The organism is Streptomyces sp. NPDC029169, from assembly GCF_055563935.1.
On the sequence record NZ_JBVHXA010000021.1, the window covers coordinates 134,307 to 152,101 of the forward strand.

At 70.9% G+C, this 17,795-nt stretch carries 18 protein-coding genes and 1 pseudogene; 9 read left to right on the plus strand and 10 right to left on the minus strand.

Annotated features, from left to right (window positions below; all coding sequences use genetic code 11):
• Positions 1-56 precede the first annotated feature (56 nt).
• From ACZ4VI_RS31205 to ACZ4VI_RS31215, 3 genes are all read left to right on the plus strand, one after another.
• Positions 57-1,370, plus strand: a complete 1,314-nt coding sequence (locus ACZ4VI_RS31205; RefSeq protein ID WP_468004689.1) for a sensor histidine kinase — start codon at positions 57-59, stop codon at positions 1,368-1,370.
• The gene (locus tag ACZ4VI_RS31210) at positions 1,367-2,026 is read left to right on the plus strand and encodes a response regulator (protein WP_468004691.1); all 660 of its coding nucleotides are present in this window, start codon (positions 1,367-1,369) and stop codon (positions 2,024-2,026) included. Before ACZ4VI_RS31205 ends, ACZ4VI_RS31210 begins: the two co-directional genes overlap by 4 nt.
• A 138-nt stretch (positions 2,027-2,164) precedes the next feature.
• On the plus strand, positions 2,165-3,367 hold the full coding sequence (locus tag ACZ4VI_RS31215) for a cytochrome P450 (protein ID WP_468004693.1): 1,203 nt from the start codon (positions 2,165-2,167) through the stop codon (positions 3,365-3,367).
• Between the two features lie 93 nt (positions 3,368-3,460).
• Here the strand turns inward: ACZ4VI_RS31215 and ACZ4VI_RS31220 are convergent, their stop codons facing one another.
• Complete coding sequence (locus tag ACZ4VI_RS31220; RefSeq protein WP_468004694.1) at positions 3,461-4,264, minus strand: diacylglycerol kinase; 804 nt, start codon at positions 4,262-4,264, stop codon at positions 3,461-3,463.
• A 142-nt stretch (positions 4,265-4,406) separates the two neighbouring features.
• Between ACZ4VI_RS31220 and ACZ4VI_RS31225 the strand changes: the two genes are divergently transcribed.
• Positions 4,407-5,690: an adenylosuccinate synthase gene (locus ACZ4VI_RS31225; protein ID WP_468004695.1), complete on the plus strand. Its 1,284-nt coding sequence runs from the start codon at positions 4,407-4,409 to the stop codon at positions 5,688-5,690.
• A gap of 95 nt (positions 5,691-5,785) precedes the next feature.
• Here the strand turns inward: ACZ4VI_RS31225 and ACZ4VI_RS31230 are convergent, their stop codons facing one another.
• A complete protein-coding gene (locus tag ACZ4VI_RS31230; protein ID WP_468004697.1) occupies positions 5,786-7,648 on the minus strand; it encodes a serine/threonine-protein kinase in 1,863 nt (620 codons plus the stop codon).
• A 38-nt stretch (positions 7,649-7,686) separates the two neighbouring features.
• Positions 7,687-9,210, minus strand: coding sequence for a substrate-binding domain-containing protein (locus ACZ4VI_RS31235; RefSeq protein WP_468004699.1), 1,524 nt, complete (start codon positions 9,208-9,210; stop codon positions 7,687-7,689).
• Between the two features lie 168 nt (positions 9,211-9,378).
• On the opposite strand from ACZ4VI_RS31235, the gene ACZ4VI_RS31240 reads away from it, so the two are divergent.
• Positions 9,379-10,320 (plus strand): NADP-dependent oxidoreductase, encoded by a 942-nt coding sequence (locus ACZ4VI_RS31240; RefSeq protein ID WP_468004701.1) that lies wholly within the window; start codon positions 9,379-9,381, stop codon positions 10,318-10,320.
• A gap of 79 nt (positions 10,321-10,399) precedes the next feature.
• On the opposite strand, the gene ACZ4VI_RS31245 is transcribed toward ACZ4VI_RS31240, so the two are convergent.
• On the minus strand, positions 10,400-11,275 hold the full coding sequence (locus ACZ4VI_RS31245; RefSeq protein ID WP_468004703.1) for a haloalkane dehalogenase: 876 nt from the start codon (positions 11,273-11,275) through the stop codon (positions 10,400-10,402).
• Positions 11,276-11,371: 96 nt separating this feature from the next.
• On the opposite strand from ACZ4VI_RS31245, the gene ACZ4VI_RS31250 reads away from it, so the two are divergent.
• Both ACZ4VI_RS31250 and ACZ4VI_RS31255 read left to right on the plus strand, forming a co-directional pair.
• On the plus strand, positions 11,372-11,881 hold the full coding sequence (locus ACZ4VI_RS31250; protein WP_468004705.1) for a MarR family winged helix-turn-helix transcriptional regulator: 510 nt from the start codon (positions 11,372-11,374) through the stop codon (positions 11,879-11,881).
• 108 nt (positions 11,882-11,989) lie between these two features.
• The gene (locus ACZ4VI_RS31255; RefSeq protein ID WP_468004707.1) at positions 11,990-12,883 is read left to right on the plus strand and encodes a glycoside hydrolase family 19 protein; all 894 of its coding nucleotides are present in this window, start codon (positions 11,990-11,992) and stop codon (positions 12,881-12,883) included.
• 5 nt (positions 12,884-12,888) lie between these two features.
• Here ACZ4VI_RS31255 and ACZ4VI_RS31260 read toward each other — a convergent pair whose 3' ends face one another.
• Both ACZ4VI_RS31260 and ACZ4VI_RS31265 read right to left on the minus strand, forming a co-directional pair.
• Positions 12,889-13,077 (minus strand): DUF397 domain-containing protein, encoded by a 189-nt coding sequence (locus ACZ4VI_RS31260; RefSeq protein ID WP_468004709.1) that lies wholly within the window; start codon positions 13,075-13,077, stop codon positions 12,889-12,891.
• On the minus strand, positions 13,074-13,922 hold the full coding sequence (locus tag ACZ4VI_RS31265) for a helix-turn-helix domain-containing protein (RefSeq protein ID WP_468004711.1): 849 nt from the start codon (positions 13,920-13,922) through the stop codon (positions 13,074-13,076). The genes ACZ4VI_RS31260 and ACZ4VI_RS31265 overlap by 4 nt, the downstream gene beginning before the upstream one ends.
• 144 nt (positions 13,923-14,066) lie before the next feature.
• Here ACZ4VI_RS31265 and ACZ4VI_RS31270 point away from each other — a divergent pair.
• Positions 14,067-14,471: pseudogene (locus ACZ4VI_RS31270) on the plus strand (hypothetical protein); the annotation flags it as partial.
• Positions 14,472-14,676: 205 nt separating this feature from the next.
• On the plus strand, positions 14,677-15,180 hold the full coding sequence (locus ACZ4VI_RS31275; protein WP_468004713.1) for an RDD family protein: 504 nt from the start codon (positions 14,677-14,679) through the stop codon (positions 15,178-15,180).
• A gap of 180 nt (positions 15,181-15,360) precedes the next feature.
• On the opposite strand, the gene ACZ4VI_RS31280 is transcribed toward ACZ4VI_RS31275, so the two are convergent.
• Genes ACZ4VI_RS31280 through ACZ4VI_RS31295 form a run of 4 tightly spaced genes read right to left on the minus strand, consistent with a single transcriptional unit; the run spans position 15,361 to position 17,609 of the window.
• A complete protein-coding gene (locus tag ACZ4VI_RS31280; protein ID WP_468004715.1) occupies positions 15,361-15,837 on the minus strand; it encodes a DUF3291 domain-containing protein in 477 nt (158 codons plus the stop codon).
• A 19-nt stretch (positions 15,838-15,856) separates the two neighbouring features.
• Positions 15,857-16,522: a helix-turn-helix transcriptional regulator gene (locus ACZ4VI_RS31285; RefSeq protein WP_468004716.1), complete on the minus strand. Its 666-nt coding sequence runs from the start codon at positions 16,520-16,522 to the stop codon at positions 15,857-15,859.
• A 41-nt stretch (positions 16,523-16,563) separates the two neighbouring features.
• Positions 16,564-17,022 (minus strand): MarR family winged helix-turn-helix transcriptional regulator, encoded by a 459-nt coding sequence (locus ACZ4VI_RS31290; RefSeq protein ID WP_468004718.1) that lies wholly within the window; start codon positions 17,020-17,022, stop codon positions 16,564-16,566.
• On the minus strand, positions 17,019-17,609 hold the full coding sequence (locus ACZ4VI_RS31295) for a DJ-1/PfpI family protein (RefSeq protein WP_468004720.1): 591 nt from the start codon (positions 17,607-17,609) through the stop codon (positions 17,019-17,021). Before ACZ4VI_RS31295 ends, ACZ4VI_RS31290 begins: the two co-directional genes overlap by 4 nt.
• Positions 17,610-17,795 lie beyond the last annotated feature (186 nt).

The following is a 17,795-nucleotide window of genomic DNA, read 5'->3' on the forward strand; positions in this document are numbered from 1 at the left end:
CGGACGCGGAAGGATCCCCATCCAAGGGGACGACCGCGTCCGTGGCCCCCCGTACCGTGGCTGGCGTGACAGACACCCGTGAAACGAGCCGCAGCCCCGAGTTCCGCCTGGCCCAGGGCGCGCTCGGCGGGCTGCGCCAGGACCTCTTCCACAACGCCTTCGCGTACCGGCCGCTGCCCCCGATGACGGGTGACGGCCCGGTGACCCGGCGGCTGCCGGAGCGGATACGCGACAAGGCCCGCTGGACCCCGCACGCGATCGTGGGGGCGTTCGCGTTCTTCCTGTTTGCGGTGGGGATGGACATCGCGTCCGGCAACGGCCTGTTCGTCCTCGCGTTCGCGGGGATGCCCGCCGTGGCCGTGCTGCTGACCCTGGTCCGCCCGGTCCTCGCGTTCTGGACGTCGCTGGCCCTGACCCCCTTCGTCACCGCCCTCGGCTCGTACGGGGACGGCTGGCCGTGGGGCCCGACCGCGGGCATGGCCCACGTGGTGGTCATGACGGTGGTGGCCGCCAGGACCCGGCCCCGTACCGCCGCCTGGATGTGGGTGGTCTCCGCCGTGTACGCCTTCCTCGCCACCGGTCTCCTCGGCCGGGGCGACGGGGACGAGGCCCTCGCGGTCCTCTTCCCCTCCGCGCTCGCGCTGCTCGTCGTGACCGTCCTGCAGGTCCGCCGCGAGGCCGAGAAGACCGTCACCGCCCAGCAGACGGTGACAGCGGTGGAACGCTCCAAGCGGACGTTGCTGGAGGAGCGCACGACCATCGCCCGCGAGCTGCACGACGTGGTCGCCCACCACATGTCGGTGGTCGCCATCCAGGCGGAGGCCGCCCCCTACCGGGTCGAGAACCCGCCGCCGGAGCTGGAGCAGGCCTTCGTCACCATCCGCGAGAACGCGGTCGCCGCGCTGACCGAGCTGCGGCGCGTCCTCGGAGTCGTACGGGAGGAGGACTACGAGGCCCCCGACGCCCCGCAGCCCACGCTCGCCGATCTGGAGGGGCTGGTCGCGAACGTCCGCGAGGCCGGGCTCGACGTCGAGAAGACGGTGACCGGCGCGGTGCGGGAGCTGCCGCAGGGCGTGGAGCTGTCGGCGTACCGGATCATCCAGGAGGCGCTGAGCAACGTGCTGCGGCACGCGCCGGGCGCGGGCGCGAAGGTGGAGGTGTCGTACGTCCTGGGCGGTCTGGGCCTGCGGATCGTCAACGGTCCGGCGCGGGGCCTGGTCAAACCCTCCCCGGGGGCGGGGCACGGGATCACCGGGATGCGCGAGCGGGTGACGATGCTGAACGGCGAGATGACGGCCGAGGCGACGGAGGACGGCGGATACGAGGTGACGGCCTTCATCCCCGTGAGCCGCGAGGAGGCGGACCAGTGATCCGGGTACTGATCGTCGACGACCAGATGATGGTCCGCGAGGGCTTCTCGGTGCTGCTCGGCGCGATGCCGGACATCGAGGTCGTCGGCGAGGCCGTCAACGGACGCGAGGCGATCGCCCAGGTGGCGGCCCTGCGGCCGGACGTGGTCCTGATGGACATCCGGATGCCGGAGCTGAACGGCATCGAGGCGACGAGGGAGATCGTCGCGGCGGACGCGGACGCGAAGGTCCTGGTCCTGACGACCTTCGACCTGGACGAGTACGTGTACCAGGCGCTGCGCGCCGGGGCCTCGGGCTTCCTGCTGAAGGACGCATCGGCGCGCCAGCTGGCCGACGGGGTCCGGGTGGTGGCGGCCGGCGAGGCGCTGCTCGCGCCGACGGTGACGAAGCGGCTGATCACCGAGTTCGCGAAGGCGGCGGAGACTCCGAGGGCGCCCGCGTTGTCACAGGTGGGGGAGCTGACCGAGCGGGAGACCGAGGTCCTGGTGCTGATCGCGCAGGGCCTGTCGAACGCGGAGATCGCCGAGCATCTGGTGGTGGCCGAGTCGACGATCAAGACGCACGTGAGCCGGATCCTGGTGAAGCTGGGCCTGCGGGACCGGACGCAGGCGGCGGTGTTCGCGTACGAGGCGAGGCTGGTGCAGGTCGGCGGGTAGGCGCGGCGGGTATGCGCGGTGGACGAGGCGCGGTGGCGAGGCGCGGCGGGTAGGCGCGGCGGCGAGGTGCGGTCGCGAGGCGCGGTCGCGAAGCGCTGAGGGTAGGCCGGTCGGGGAGGAGGCGGGTAGCGTCCGGTCATGGACGTTCCCTTCGAGCCCTGGTCCCCCTCCTTCGTCGCGGACCCGTACCCCGCCTACGCCGAACTGCGCGCGACGGGCCGGGCGCACTGGTACGGCCCCACCCGCCAATGGCTGATCCCGCACTACGCGGACGTGTCGGCGCTGCTGCGGGACCGGCGCCTGGGCCGCACGTACACGCACCGCTTCACGCACGAGGAGTTCGGGCGTACGGCTCCGCCCGCGGCGCACGAGCCCTTCCACACCCTCAACGACCACGGGCTGCTCGACCTGGAGGCGGGCGACCACACGCGGATCCGGCGGCTGGTGTCGAAGGCGTTCACGCCGCGCACGGTGGAGAACCTGGCGCCGGCGGTGCGGCGGCTGGCGGCGGAGCTGGTGGGTGGCCTGGTCGAGCGGGGCGGAGGGGACCTGCTCACCGAGGTCGTCGAGCCTCTGCCGGTCGCCGTGATCGCGGAGATGCTGGGGATTCCGGAGACGGACGAGGAGCGGGGGATGCTGCGGCCGTGGTCGGCCGACATCTGCGGGATGTTCGAGCTGAACCCCTCGGAGGAGACGGCGCGGCGGGCGGTGCGGGCGTCGGTGGACTTCTCGGCGTACCTGCGGGAGCTGATCGGGCGGCGGCGGAAGGATCCGGGGGAGGACCTGATCTCGGCGCTGGTGGGCGTGGAGGAGCTGACCGAGCAGGAGATGATCTCCACGTGCGTGCTGCTGCTGAACGCGGGCCATGAGGCGACGGTCAACACGACGGTGAACGGCTGGTGGACGCTGCTGCGGCACCCGGAGGCGCTGGCGGCGCTCCGTGCGGACCCGGACGGAATGTTGTCCACAGCTGTGGAGGAACTGCTGCGGTACGACACGCCGCTGCAGATGTTCGAGCGCTGGGTCCTCGACGACATCGAGGTCGGCGGCGTCGTGATCCCGCGCGGCTCGGAGGTCGCCCTCCTCTTCGGCTCGGCCAACCGCGACCCGGCGCGCTTCACGGACCCGGACGTCCTGGACCTCTCCCGCGCGGAGAACCCCCACATCACCTTCGGCGCGGGCATCCACTACTGCCTGGGCGCCCCGCTGGCCCGCCTGGAACTGACCACCCTCTTCGCCGAACTCCTCCACCGCGCCCCGACCCTCCGCCTCTCGGCCGAGCCGAGCTGGAAGCCGGGCTACGTGATCAGAGGCGTCCACGAGCTGCTGGTAGAGCTCTGACCTTCACGCCGCCGGCCCCCGTCCGGGCCCCCGCACGGGTCCCGCGCGGGGGCGTGTACGCCGTCACGGCGACCTCGACCGGTCACGGCGGCCCTAGACCGCCTCACGCGGCAGCGTCAGCCCCCAGGCCCCCTCCCGTACCGTCCACGTCCGCCGCCGGACCGGGCCCGAGACCACCGAGTCCGCGCGGTAGCGGAAGTCCGGGCCCGAGACCGTCAGGGTGCGGGCGTCGGTGTGGAAGGGGGGTGCGGACGGGGGGTGGATCGTGATCGCGGCCAGGCCCGCCAGGGACCGTACGCTCACGCCCTCCACCGGGGCGTTCACGTCGCTGAGCAGGACGCCGTCCGCCTCCACCCGCAGGCGGTGGACGCGGGTCGCGGCCTGGGCCGGGGCCGGGCGGACCAGGGTGCGGACCAGGGACCGGCAGGTGTCCCAGACGGTCGGCGGGGTCACCGTCGGGACGCGCACCGCAGGGATGCTCAGGTCACCGAGCACGACCCCGTCGCTGTCGTCGACGAGCAGGTCCAGCCGGTGCACCACCCCGTCGAGCACCGCCCGCGCCGCCGCCACCGCACTCCGCGGCACGCCGAGCGCGTGCGCCACATCCAGGGAGCCGGGTTCCCCGATCGGTACGAGCGACAGCGCCCCGTCCGCGAGCTCACGCTCCCGGTGCAGCAGCGTCACCGTCCGTAGCAGCGCGCGGTCGTCTCCGACCACCACGGGGCGCCGGGAGCCCCGCCGGGCAAGGGCCCGGGAGAATTCCTCCGGGCCGTCCGGCAGGCAGATCTTCGCCTCTGCCCCCGCACACAACACATCCTTCGCGATCCGTACGGACTCGCCGTCACTTCGGCGGGCGACCGGGTCGATGACCACCAGCAGCTGGTCGTGAGCCGACACCTCGGTCCTTCCTCGGGTAGCATCTTTGTGCAAGAGCCCCTTGCGCTATTGCGCCAGGGGCTTCGTCTATTCCGGGGCACACCGGTGAGGCGGCCTCGGCCCCTGACCTTGGACATGCCCCACCCGGAAGGGGTGTACGCCTGTGCCCGCACTTGTGCTGCTCGGTGCTCAGTGGGGTGACGAGGGCAAGGGAAAGGCCACCGATCTCCTCGGTGGATCAGTTGACTATGTAGTGCGTTACCAGGGCGGCAACAACGCCGGCCACACCGTCGTCGTCGGCGACCAGAAGTACGCGCTGCATCTTCTCCCTTCCGGAATCCTCTCCCCGGGGTGCACCCCGGTGATCGGGAACGGTGTCGTCGTCGACCCGGCTGTCCTGCTCTCCGAGCTGAGCGGACTGAACGAGCGAGGCGTCGACACGTCCAAGCTCCTGATCAGCGGCAACGCGCATCTGATCACCCCGTACAACGTCACCCTCGACAAGGTGACGGAACGGTTCCTCGGGAAGCGCAAGATCGGCACGACGGGTCGCGGCATCGGCCCGACCTACGCCGACAAGATCAACCGCGTCGGCATCCGGGTCCAGGACCTGTACGACGAGTCGATCCTCACCCAGAAGGTGGAAGCGGCGCTGGAGGGCAAGAACCAGCTGCTCGCCAAGCTCTACAACCGCCGCGCGATCGACGCCGCCCAGATCGTCGAAGAGATGCTCCAGTACGCGGAGCAGATCAAGCCGTACGTCGCCGACACGACCCTGATCCTGAACCAGGCGCTCGACGACGACAAGGTCGTGCTCTTCGAGGGCGGCCAGGGCACGCTCCTGGACGTCGACCACGGCACGTACCCCTTCGTCACCTCCTCGAACCCGACCGCGGGCGGCGCCTGCACGGGTGCCGGCGTGGGCCCGACGAAGATCAGCCGGGTCATCGGCATCCTCAAGGCGTACACGACCCGCGTCGGCGCCGGCCCGTTCCCGACGGAGCTCTTCGACGAGGACGGCGAGGCGCTGCGCCGCATCGGCCACGAGCGCGGTGTCACCACCGGCCGTGACCGCCGCTGCGGCTGGTTCGACGCGGTCATCGCCCGCTACGCGACCCGCGTCAACGGCCTTACCGACTTCTTCCTCACCAAGCTCGACGTGCTGACGGGCTGGGAGCAGATCCCGGTCTGTGTCGCGTACGAGATCGACGGCAGGCGCGTCGAGGAGCTGCCGTACTCGCAGACGGACTTCCACCACGCGAAGCCGGTCTACGAGATGCTGCCGGGCTGGTCCGAGGACATCACCAAGGCCAAGACCTTCGCGGACCTGCCGAAGAACGCGCAGGCGTACGTGAAGGCCCTGGAGGAGATGTCGGGCGCCCCGATCTCCGCGATCGGCGTCGGCCCGGGCCGGACCGAGACGATCGAGATCAACTCGTTCCTGTAGCCGTTACGGCCGCGCTGCGCGCGCCAAGGGCCCGCACCCCGTACCCCGGGGCGCGGGCCTTCGGCTTGCGAGGCCGCCCTCCGACTCCTCGGCGCCTAGATGCGGTAGAACTCGCCGGGCTCGCCGTCGAGCATGGGGAACATGAGCAGGCGTTCCTTGCCCTCGGAGCGGTCGATCAGCAGGTAGCCGGCGACCCCGCCCGGTACGCAGTCGCGGTCCGAGGCCTGGGGGTCGGGGGTGGTCGGGCCGATGACCAGCGGGGTGCCGCTGCCGGCGAGGAGCGCCGTGGAGGTGCAGCTGACCGCGTCACCGGTGAGGTTGCCCTCGTCGTCCTGGCGGGGGTAACCGCTGTGGTACCGGAAGAGCGGGGCGCCGATGGGGCCCTGGCTGATGGTCACCTCGTCGGTGTAGCGCTCGGCGTTCTCGCCGTAGACCAGTCGGTTGGCCTTGGTCCTCCAGGTGCCGACGAAGGCCTTCGGGACGACGGCCGTGCCGGTGGGGGCCTTGCGGAAGGTGGCCTTCGCGGCGCCCGAGGTCCATTCCAGGACGTCGGGGGAGCGCAGAGCGAGCCTTTGGTGCGCGGCGGGGGTGCAGCGCTGGGCGGGCACGCTGGTGGTCACGTCGGACTCGCCGAGCACCACCTTGTCCTCGTCGGCCGAGACGAGCCGGGAGCGGCCCATGCACAGCCGATTCTCGCTCACCTGGACGTAGACGGCGGCCTTGGCGCCTGCCTCGCCCTGGGTGAGCTCGATCCGCATGGTCTCGCGCGGGTGGTCCGGGGCTCCTTGCAGGACGCCTTCCCAGGCGCCGAGGAAGGTTGCCGGCACGATCCCGGCGGGGCGGGCGGCCACGCTGCTTGTGCTGCCGCGGGGACGGTTCTTCTGGCCGTCGGCGCCTGTGTCCGTGTCCGGGTCCGGCCACAACGTGTACGCGACGGTGGCGGCCGCCGCGAGGACGAGCGCGGTGGCCGCGGCGACCAAGGCCGTACGACGTCGGCGTGGCGGCCTCGGAGCCGGTACGGGTGTGGGGTCGTCCGGAGAGGAGGAGGCCGTGCCCGTGGTCCGGGACTCCGCCTCGGCCTCCAGGAGCTGGGCCGCGTGGCGCCCGAGGCGGGCCAGCACCTCCGCGGGCAGCCACGGGTCGGCGACCGTGATCGTCTCCACCAGCTCGGTGGCCGAGGGCCGCGCGGCCGGGTCCTTGCTCAGGCAGGCCCGGACCAGACCGGCCAGTTCGGCCGGGAGGTCCGTCAGGTCGGGCTCGTCGTGGGCGATGCGGAACATCGTGGCGTGGACGCCGCTGTCCGCCGTACCGAACGGGGAGCGGCCGGTCGCCGCGTAGACGAGGACCGAGCCGAGGCAGAAGACGTCCGAGGCCGCGGTCAGCTTCTCGCCGCGCACCTGCTCGGGGGACATGAAGCCCGGGGAACCGACCACCGCGCCCGTGCTGGTGAGTCCGCCGTCGGTGATCGTCTCGACGGCGCGGGCGATGCCGAAGTCGATGATCTGCGGGCCGTCGACGGTGAGCAGCACGTTGGACGGCTTCAGGTCGCGGTGGACGAGTCCGGCGGCGTGCACATGGGTGAGCGCGCGGGCGAGCCCGGCCGCGAGCGCCCGTACGGTCGCGGGCGGCAGCGGCCCGAACTCGTCGCCCACCACGGCCCGCAGCGACGGCCCCGGGACGTAGCCGACGGCCACCCAGGGGGACTCGGCTGCCGTGTCGGAGCCGAGGACCGGGGCCGTGCCCGTGCCGCCGACCCGCTCAAGCGCGGCGACCTCACGGGCGAACCGGCGCCGGAACTCGTCCTGCGCGGCCAGCTCCGCGTGCACGACCTTCACCGCGACCGTGCGGCCGCCTGCCGAACGGGCCAGGAACACCCGGCCCATCCCACCGGCGCCAAGGCGTCCGAGCAGGCGGAACGGGCCGATGCTGACCGGGTCTTCCGCGTTCAATGGTTCCACGTCGAAAGAGGATGCCAGACCGCCCGGCGGGGGTGTCCTCATCCTTCGCCGCAGATCCGCAGACCCTTGGGTGTCGCGCACGGCAGGTGCCCGTGGGTGCGGATGACGTCCTGGCCGCTGCCCCGGCTCAGGTAGGTGAGAAAACTCGAGGTCAGCGAGTCGGCCGGCGGCTCGCCCCAGGTGTAGGCGTACTCGATCTCCCGGTACGGGTACGTCGACTCGCCTATCTCGTCCACGTTCGGCACCCGGCCATCGATGGCCACCCGGTGCAGGCCCTTCAGCCCGCTCGCGGCGCGGAGTTCGGCGTAGCCGATGGCCCCAGGCAGCTTGGCCACGGTCGACAACACCTGGTCCGTGCTGTCCAGTTCGCAGCGGACCACCCGGGCCCCCAGGTCGTCCTGGTGCTCGCAGTCCCGTGAGGAGTTCGCGGGCTCGTTGCGGCCGAGGACCCGGCGCTGGAAGACCTCGCGCGTACCGGAGTTGGCGTCCCGGCTGACCAGGAGCACCCGCTTGTCGGGGCCGCCCTCGATCTGGTTCCAGTTGGTGATCTCCCCGTTGTAGATGCCGCGGACCTGGTCGAGGGTGAGGTTCTGGACCGGTATCTCGTCGTTGAGGACGAGGGTGAAGAGGGAGACGGCGACCATGCTCTCGCGCAGCTGCGGAAAGCCGCCGGGCTTGCGGCCGTCGGAGAGCGCGACGACGGGCGGGGAGCCCTTGCCGCTCGCGGCGCCGGCCGCGGCCAGTTCCCGTATCCCCGCCGTCGAACCGTGCGCGTCCACCACGACGGTGGACCCCTCGCAGTCGTTCTCGTACTTCCTCGCCAGCTCCCGCACCGCCGGGGCGAAGGCGGTGGAGCCGGTGACCGTGAGGGTGCCCCGGGCACAGCCGATGGGCGGCGGGGTCTCCCTGCCGACGATCATGGCGGCGAGGGTGACCACACAGGCGGCGAGGACGAGGGCGATGTTCCGCGCGGCGGGGCTGAAGGTCGGTGTCTTCTCGTCGACGCTCCGGCTGTGGTTGCGGTGGATCTCGGTGTCCTTGAGCGTCCTGTCGAACTCGATCTCGTCCTCGGCCACCCGGTCCGAGAGCAGCACGAGCAGCTTGAAGTACTGCCTGCGCGCGAGGGACACCTTGGGCATCAGGACAGCGTCGCCCTCCTTGCGCAGCCCCGGGGGCGCTGCCAGGTGGCGTCTGACCCGGGGGAATTCCGGGGGGACGGTGGCGACGACGGCCTGGACGGTCTTGCCGTCGAACGTGACCTTCAGCCCCTCGAACACGTCGGACTGCTCGTAGTCCGCCTGGCCGATGTCGCGGGCGCCGTCGTTCTCGATCCGGATCAGGACGAGAGTGGAGCCGTTGGCGTCGCCGATGTCGCCGTCCCGCAGGGTCAGGTCGCCGACGGTCGCGTCCCCCTCGCGCAGGGGCGTGTTCAGCTGCACGCGGTATCCGAGCCTCCTGCCCCGCTGCAGGAACCGCTCGATCAGGACCACGCCGGCGGAGACGAGGACACCGAGGAGCGCGGTGACCACGGCGATGACGTTCTCAGCGGTAAGCCAGTCCACGGGACGAGACGGTACGGACGTGTGTGCGGTTCGGTGCGGAAGGTCGCGGCTCGCCACCAGGAGTTCTCCCTTCGTTCAGTCTCGGATGAGTTGGCGGAGTATCGGTTGCCGGGGGTGTGGACCGTGGGTGTAATGGGCCACGAGGGGGGGCCGTCGGAGAGGAACCCCATGCGTGTCGTCGAAGTGACCGCCTACGGCGGCCCTGAGGTCCTGAGGATGGCCCGCCGGCCCGAGCCCGAGGCCGGTGACGTCCCCGGCCGCGTACGCGTTCGTCTGAGGGCCGCCGGTGTGACCCAGGCCGATCTGCGGATCCGCGCGGGTGTGTACGCCGACAAGGTCGGCGATCTCAGGCCTCCTTTCGTCCTCGGGACGGACTTCGCGGGCAAGTTGCTCGATCCCGTGCCCGGCATGGCGGAAGGGACCCGCGTGGCCGGTTTTGTGCCCTGGTTCGAGGAGCTGACGGGCGAGGGCACGTACGCCGAGGTCGTACAGGTCGACCCGGCGTGGCTGGCACCCATTCCGGACGACGTGGACTTCACCGTGGCCGCCTCCGTCCCGCTGGCCGCGATCACCGCCCACCAGGCCCTCGAACGGCTCGCGCTCCCGGAGGGGGCGACGGTGCTCGTCACTGGCGCCAGCGGGGTCGTGGGCCGGTTCGCGGTCCAGTTCGCGGCGGCCGGGCCACTACGGGTGGTGGCGGTCGCGCACGAGGGCGACGAACGCGAGCTGAAGGTCCTCGGCGCCGAGCACAGCATCCCGCGCGGCGAGCTGCGGGAGGTGCTCGAGAAGCTGCGGGAGTTCGCCCCGGAGGGGGTGGACGGTGTCTTCGACGGGGCCCTCGTCGGTCCCCCCGCCCTCGCGGCCGTGAAGGACGGCGGCGCCTTCGTCGCCCTCGCCGCAGACCTGACGCCGACGGCCGAACGGAACATCCGCGTCGAGACCGTCTTCGGCAGGCCGGACGCCGCCCGGCTGAAGGAGATCCTGGAGAAGGTGGCTGCCCGGGAGCTGATCACCCGGGTGGCCGACGTCATGCCTCTGGAGGAGGTCGCGGAGGCCCACCGCAGGGCGGAGGCGGGCCACCGGCCGGGCCGCGTCGTGCTGATGATCTGAGCGCGGGGTGCGGGGCGCGGGGCGCGGGGCCCGGGGTGCGGGTCGCGGGGCGCGCGGCGCCCGCGTTGACGTCCTCGCCCTAGACGCCCAGGCCGTGGTGGTCCGCCCAGGTCGTGATCGCCGCGGCTATCTCCTCGGGGCGGTCCTCCGGGGCCTGGTGGCCGGCGGGCCCGCAGTAGACCGTCTCCAGCGCGGATATGTGCGCCTCGCACCAGGCCGCCATGGGCTGATCCACCATCAAGGTCGGCGAGCCGTCGAACGTCAGCAACAGCTTCGGCACCTCCGGGCTGTCGGCCAGCCACGCGTCGTACGCCTCGATGCGGGCGATGACCTCGGCCGGCTCGCCGTCCAGGGGCATCGCGCGCGGCCACGCGAGCAACGGCCGCCGGGACTCGGGCGTCGGGTACGGCGCCCGGTAGACGTCGAGGTCCGTCTCGCTCAGGCCGGTGAGGACGGTCTGCGAGAAGGAGTCCAGGAAGACGTTCTTCTCCAGCACCAGTTCCTCTCCCAAGCCGGGCGTCCTGAACGCCCGGAACCGGTCCCGTGCCTTCTCCGGATACTCCTCCCAGGTCATCGGCCGCAGGATCGTCTCCATGAAGGCCACGCCCCGCACCCCCTCCGGATGCCGGGCGGCCCGGTCGAAGGCGAGGGACCCGCCCCAGTCGGTCCCGATGAGCACGACCTCCTCCAGCCCCAGCGCCTCGAACCACGCGTCCAGATACCGCGCTTGGTCCGCGTACGAGTACGCGATGTCCGGCTTCCCCGAGCGCCCCATCCCGATCAGGTCCGGGGCGAGGAGCCGCCGCCCGCCTCCGACGGCCGGGAGGACGTGACGCCACAGGTGGGAGGAGGTCGGGTTGCCGTGCAGGAAGACGAGGGGGGCGGCGCCCGCGGGGGCGTCGGCGCCCGACTCCTCGTAGTACATCGTCGAATCGAGGACATTGATCGTAGGCATGGTCTGTTCACTCCTCTAACGTTGGTCCTGCTAACGTTTGTGGCACTAACGAAGCTATATCGTTCGGACCACTAACGCAAGAGGTAATCTGCGGGCATGACGACGGAGCATGGAGGCGACGCCTCCGAGATGGACGAGACGGGCGCGGAGGGCGAGCCGGGCGAGACGGACGAGATGGGCAGCCCGGCCCCGGCCCGCCTCCGCGGCCTGCCCAGCCGCCTCCTGGCCCTGACCGCCGCCCGTGCGGACCGCCTGGTCAGTGCGGGCCTCGCCGAGCAGGACGCCCGCAAGTGGCACTACGCCGTGCTCGCCGCCCTCGACGACGGCGGCCCGACGAGCCAGGCCGGCCTGAGCCGCCGCACCGGGATCTACCGCAGCGATCTCGTCGCCGTCATCAACGAACTCGCCGAACGCGGACACGTCGAGCGGACCCCCGACCCCGAAGACCGCCGACGCAACGTCATCACCCTGACCGAGCAGGGCCGCAGGCACCTGGAGCGCCTGGACGAGGTGCTGGCCGGAGTGCAGGACGAGCTGATGGAAGGGCTGACGAAGCTCGAACGAGAGCTGCTGACAAGCCTGTTGGAGCGCATGCTCAAGAACTGAGGGGCGGGGCCGGGAGTAGACCAATCACCGTCACGAGTGTTGGTCTAGACCTTGACAGGTTCAGACCAACAGCGCTTCGCTGGCCTTCCCCCACGGAAGGGCGAGCGCATGTTGCGACGTCTGCTCATTCTCCTGTCCGCACTCTGTACGGCCGTCGGACTGGCCGTGTTCCTCCCCGCCGCCACGGCCGGCGCGGCACCCGCCTGCGTGACCGCCTGGAACTCCGGGAGCGTCTACACCGGCGGCATGACCGCCTCGTACAACGGCCACAACTGGTACGCCAAGTGGTGGACCCAGAACGAACGCCCCGGCACGACGGACGTCTGGCGCGACGAGGGCGCGTGCGGCGGTGACGGCGGTACGACTCCGCCGCCGTCGCCGTCCGGATTCGTCGTCTCCGAGGCCCAGTTCAACCAGATGTTCCCGAGCCGGAACTCCTTCTACACGTACAGCGGGCTGGCGGCGGCCCTCAGCGCCTACCCCGCCTTCGCGACCACCGGCAGCGACACCGTGAAGAAGCAGGAGGCCGCGGCCTTCCTCGCCAACGTCAGCCACGAGACGGGCGGCCTGGTCCACATCGTGGAGCAGAACACCGCCAACTACCCCCACTACTGCGACAGCAGCCAGCCCTACGGCTGCCCCGCCGGCCAGGCCGCCTACTACGGCCGCGGCCCCATCCAGCTCTCCTGGAACTTCAACTACAAGGCCGCCGGCGACGCCCTGGGCATCAACCTCCTCAACGACCCCTGGCGGGTCGAGCGCGAGGCGGCCGTCGCCTGGAAGACCGGCCTCTGGTACTGGAACACCCAGAACGGCCCCGGCACGATGACCGGCCACAACGCGATGGTCAACGGCGCGGGCTTCGGCGAGACGATCCGCTCCATCAACGGCGCGATCGAGTGCAACGGCGGCAACCCGGCCCAGGTCCAGAGCCGGGTGACCAAGTACCAGCAGTTCGCCCAGATCCTGGGCGTCCCGACGGGCGCGAACCTGTACTGCTAGATCCGCTAGTTCTGCCAGGCGACGAACGCACCCCAGGCGGCGGGCTCCACGGCGAACGTGGGCCCGTCGCTGACCTTGGAGTCGCGGAGGTGGACGGAGGTGTCGGCGCCGCCGTTGTCGAAGGCCACTTCGACGCAGCTACCGCCGCCGCTGTCGCTGTAGCTGGACTTGAACCAGTGCAGGGTGTCGCTCATCTCTGTTCTCCTGCCAACCGCTCGATGAGGCCCAGTGACTCGCGGGGGTCCAGGGCCTGTGCCCGGATCTTCGCATACCGCTGCATGTGCGTACTGACCTTTGCCCGGTCGGTGATCAGCAGGCTCTCGCCGTGGACTTCCAGGAACGTCACCCGGTCGTGGGCAGGGGTTTCGGCGATCTCCAGCGTGCCTCGATCGCCCGCGTACTCGCCGCCCAGAGCCGCGTCCAGCGGCAGCACCTGGAGATTCACGTTCCTCCTCCGCGCGCACTCCGCCAGATGCGCGAGTTGCTCGCACATGATCTCCTCGCTACCGATGGGGCGTCGCAGCACCGACTCATCGAGTACCAACTCGATCTCGCACGGCGGTTTGCGGTCGAAGAGTGCCTTGCGCGCCATGCGCGCGACCACCAACTCCTCGACCCGCTCCGGCGATGGCTCCGGGAACCCACCCGCGATCAGCGCCCTGGCGTACGCCTCCGTCTGGAAAAGGCCATGCACGACGTGGTTCGCGTACAGCCACAGTGCCACCGCCTTCTGCTCGATCGGCGCGTAGCCGCGGAACTGCAGCGGCAGCTTCTCCAGCCGTACGAGCTCCCGCATCTCCTCGAAGATGCCGGTGCCCCCGCCCAGTACCTCCTCCAGCTTGACGAGCATCTCGTCGCTGACGGGGTGAATCAGGCGCTCCATGGCGCTGATCGCCGCGCCGGTGTAACCCATCTGCACCCCCAGCTGGTCCTGCGTCAGGCCTTTCTTCACCCGCAGCCGTTTCGCCACCACGGCCGCCATCCGTGCGGCCGGTCCGACCATTTCCTTGTTTTCCGCTCGCGTCATCGCGATCCCCATTCGAACTCAACCGATCTCAAACGGTCTCAACTGCTCCCCGCCGAATTCGACTGTCTGTGAGGTGCGTTGGCGCAGGTCAAGGGGTTGCCGACGCGCTCTCCTCAGTCGTGGAAAACGCTAGCGGCGACGCGGGAACATGTCCTTGTGAATGCAGAGAATCGACAGGTAAACATGGATTGGATTCCAGTTTCCGGATTCCAACTCCGCAAGGCAGGCGTGCAATTCGACGCCGTACGCGTCGACGGCATCGACGGCCGTCGGCTGGCCGACTGGATGGAGGAGCTGACGGGCGGCGATCCCGGGCCGGTCGTCACCGAGGCGAACGGGCGGCAGGGCGTCTACTTCCTCGTACCGCCCGGCACGACCGCCCGTCGCTCCTGGCCGCGTGGCGTCACCCGGTTCAATGCCGGCCCCGCCCACGTGAGTTACGTACCGGTCCCGGCGCTCACGGGAAGGACCTGGCCGCTCGCGTGGAGGTGTCCGCCGAGCGGGCACGACCGCTTCGTACACCCGCTGCTCCTGCGCAGCGCGGTCGTGGAGCTGTTCGCCTCTGGAGGGGACAACCCAGGCGCGACTGATCAAGCCTTTCCTGATCAAGCCCTGCCCGATCAAGAAGAACTGATCAGGAAGAACCGATCGCAGAAATGATCAGGCCGCCGTGACCATCGCATTCCCGCCGTGGCCAGGTGGCGACCCTGCCGTGGACCGTACAAGCGGAATGTAGGATTCCCCGACGCGTGAAGGAAGGAACGACGTGTTCGACTCCATGTTCTCCGGCCGTGACCTCGGTCGGTTCCAGGCCGCCTCGGGCGCCCGTCCCGGCTCTCCGGCGGGTCTCATGCCGCGTTGCGCCGCAACTGTCATCGACTTGGCCATTGCCGTCGCGGTCATTCTCGTTCCGCTGGTCGGCCTCGACCGGACTCTCACGGCCGCCGATGTCGCCGACGGTGAAGCCCGTGCGATCTGGCGCACAACCGCCGCACTTTGGGTCGCGGTCTTCTTCCTGCTCTACTCCCCGCTGAGCGTGTCGCGCTGGGGCGCGACTCCGGGCAAGCGGGCCCTGCGCCTCGAAGTGGTGCATTTCGAGACCGGTGAGCGCATCGGCTACGGCTCGGCCGTCGCCCGGCACCTCACGAACCTCGTGGTGGCCGGCATCCCGGTGCTGTGTGTCGCCAACGTCTCGTGGATCAATCTCAGCAAGGACTGCCGTGGCATGCACGACAGGGTTTCGGGCGGCGCGGTGATCCACCGCCGGTGACGGTGCGGTCAGGGCCGGTTCAAGGGCCAGGTCCATCGGCAGCCGGGCCGCATCGGTGTGGCGTCGGCGCAAGGATGCGTCATGCCTCTGCGGTGCCCCCTTTCTCACCCACCGCAAGCGTGGCGTCCCCCGTTCACCACCAGGCCGGCCTCGTTCGCGACCGCCTGACCCTGACGCGCCCTAGGGCTGTGCGGTCGTCGTCGCGGCCGGCGCCGGGTACGGGTCGCGGAACGTGAAGGCGAGCGGGCCCGGTCCCTGGTCGCGCACCATCGCGACCCGTTCCATCGCTTCGGCGATGCTCGGCCGATGGCCGGCCGGGACCCACCACAGGGCCTGATGGGCCTCCATCATGCGGTGGAACCACTCGCGACGGCGGGCGAGCACGCGCAGGTGGTCGGACTGGTACGTGTAGGCCCGCAGGGCCTCGACGGACTCCCAGACCGAGCAGTTGATGAGGAGTGTGTCGTCGTGCTCGTCGGGGCGGAAGCCGGTCGCGTCCTGTCCTTCGTCGTCGACCATGCGCCAGACGAATCCGGGGCTGTTGTCGGCGAGGGCGTTGATCTCGGGGAGTTGGGAGACGAAGCCGGCCAACTCGGGGCTGTCCAGCGGGGCGATGATGCGGCCGATGTTGACCTGTGCGAGGTGAAAGCCAGTCATGGGCCCAGGATGGCCCCGCCTAGCTTCTATCGTCAACAGATTCATTTTTAGACTTCAGTGCCACGCAACACCCGCCGGGGGAGGGGTCCATGGCTGGTGACCAGTGCTCCGTCGACGCCAGGCCCTCGATGAGCGCGAGGTTCATCCCGCAGATCAGGGCGGGAAACTGCTCGGCCAGCGTGTGGAAGGGGCAGTTGCTCAGCCGCAGCGTCTCCCCGTCCCAGAAGGGCTGGTACCCGCGGGCGCGCAGCGCCTCCACCAGCTCACCGGCGGCCGCATCCGGATCCGCGGCCGCCGTCGCGCCCATAGCCCTCGCCGCGGCCTGCAACTCCCGGTCCAGGCCCGCGTTCTCGACCACCTCGGCGAGCAACTGTCCGACCGAGTCGTACGACCGGGGCGGTACTGACACGGCGTGCTCGCCCTCGGCGCGCCGGTACACCTTCGCCGGCCGCCCGGCCCCCGGTCCCGTGCGACCGGACAGCCGCCGGAACGACACGGTCAGCAGCCCGGCCTCGACCAGTTTGTCCAGGTGGAACGCGGCCAGCGACCGGGATATCCCGACCGCTTCCGCGGCCGCGTCGCGTCCTACGTCACCCGGGGTGGCGGCGACGTGCCGGTAGAGCCTCCGGCGGACGGGATCGGCCAGCGCGCCGAGTGCGGCGAATGCGGAGTCTTCGGTGGTCACTCCGGAATTCTAAGACCAGCGATTGCTGCGAAAACGGGACGTCAGGCCCCGCCCTCCGCCTCGATCGCGTCCAGCGCCGCCGACAGCCGGTGGAGCACCCGTACCGTCTCCTCGAACGCCTCCAGGCCGCCCAGCTCGTGCGTGAGGCGGGCCGCCAGTTCCGCGTGGCCGGGGTCGATGCGGCGGATCGCCGCGCGGCCTTCCTCGGTCGGGGAGAGGAGTTTGGCGCGGCGGTGGGCCGGGTTCGGTTCGTACGCGGCGAGGCCCTTGGTCACCAGGAGGTCCGCGATCCGCTGGACGCTCTGGCGGGTGATGCCCATGACCCGGGCGATCCCGGCGACCGGGAGCGGCTCGGGCAGGACCGCGCCCAGGACCTGCCACCAGGCGGCGGTCAGGCCGGCCGGCTCGGCCAGTTTCTCGGAGACGGCGAGGAACTGGCCGTTCAGGCGGAAGACGCCGAGGGCCGTACGGGACAGGGCGTCCTGCTCTTCGCGGCTCACGCGTTGAGCTCTTCGTACGCCGCCGGGTCCGAGTCGTGGAAGAGGCGGTACCAGGCGTCCAGCTTGGCGCCCTCGAAGGCGCCCATCTTCCCGAGCACCTCGCGGGCGAACGCGACCGGCTCGGTCGGTCCGGCGGTGATCAGGTCGCCGTCGGTGACGGCGTCCGTGTCGACGTAGTGCTCGCCGCCCTTGTAGCCGGTGGCGGCCAGGTAGAACGAGACGGCGCTGGTGTGCGCGCGGCCGTCGAGCAGGCCCTCGCGGGCCAGTCCGGCCGTGGCGCCGCAGATGGCGGCGACGGGGACGCCCGCGTCGAGGAAGCGGCGGGCTGCGGCCGCGAACGGGGCGAGGTCGTCGCTCGTGTCCCAGAGGTCGCCGCCGGGGAGGATCAGGAGCGCGCTGTCCTCCGGGCGGAGGTCCTCGAGGGCGAGGTTGGGGGTGATGCGGAGGCCGCCGATGGACGTGACGGGGTCGGTGGTCGGTCCGACCGTACGGATCTCGTGGCCGGTCCTTGCCAGCCAGGCGGTGGCGTGGCCTGTCTCCCAGTCGGCGAGGGCGTTGTAGACGGCGAGGTGGACGGTGCGGGTCATGTGGGCCTCCTCGGAGTGGCTATGACAGCAGACTGTCATGTCGACAGCCTACTGTCAAGGTGTGCTGCCGCCCCACCCCCCGTGTGGGCAGTCGTCCCGCTGGGGCGGGACGGGTGGGCACACGGGACGGCGCCCATGCGGGCGCGTTCCGCTCATGGGCCCGACCCGCACCCCGAGGCCGTTGCG

Bases quoted from the DNA above. Each gene is read 5' to 3' on its own strand.
- ACZ4VI_RS31250 (WP_468004705.1), top strand. From the start codon at position 11,372: ATGACGACGGAGCATGGAGGCGACGCCTCCGAGATGGACGAGACGGGC.
- ACZ4VI_RS31280 (WP_468004715.1), bottom strand. From the start codon at position 15,837: ATGACTGGCTTTCACCTCGCACAGGTCAACATCGGCCGCATCATCGCC.
- ACZ4VI_RS31265 (WP_468004711.1), bottom strand. From the start codon at position 13,922: ATGGGGATCGCGATGACGCGAGCGGAAAACAAGGAAATGGTCGGACCG.
- ACZ4VI_RS31240 (WP_468004701.1), top strand. From the start codon at position 9,379: ATGCGTGTCGTCGAAGTGACCGCCTACGGCGGCCCTGAGGTCCTGAGG.
- ACZ4VI_RS31260 (WP_468004709.1), bottom strand. From the start codon at position 13,077: ATGAGCGACACCCTGCACTGGTTCAAGTCCAGCTACAGCGACAGCGGC.
- ACZ4VI_RS31215 (WP_468004693.1), top strand. From the start codon at position 2,165: ATGGACGTTCCCTTCGAGCCCTGGTCCCCCTCCTTCGTCGCGGACCCG.
- ACZ4VI_RS31255 (WP_468004707.1), top strand. From the start codon at position 11,990: ATGTTGCGACGTCTGCTCATTCTCCTGTCCGCACTCTGTACGGCCGTC.
- ACZ4VI_RS31295 (WP_468004720.1), bottom strand. From the start codon at position 17,609: ATGACCCGCACCGTCCACCTCGCCGTCTACAACGCCCTCGCCGACTGG.
- ACZ4VI_RS31245 (WP_468004703.1), bottom strand. From the start codon at position 11,275: ATGCCTACGATCAATGTCCTCGATTCGACGATGTACTACGAGGAGTCG.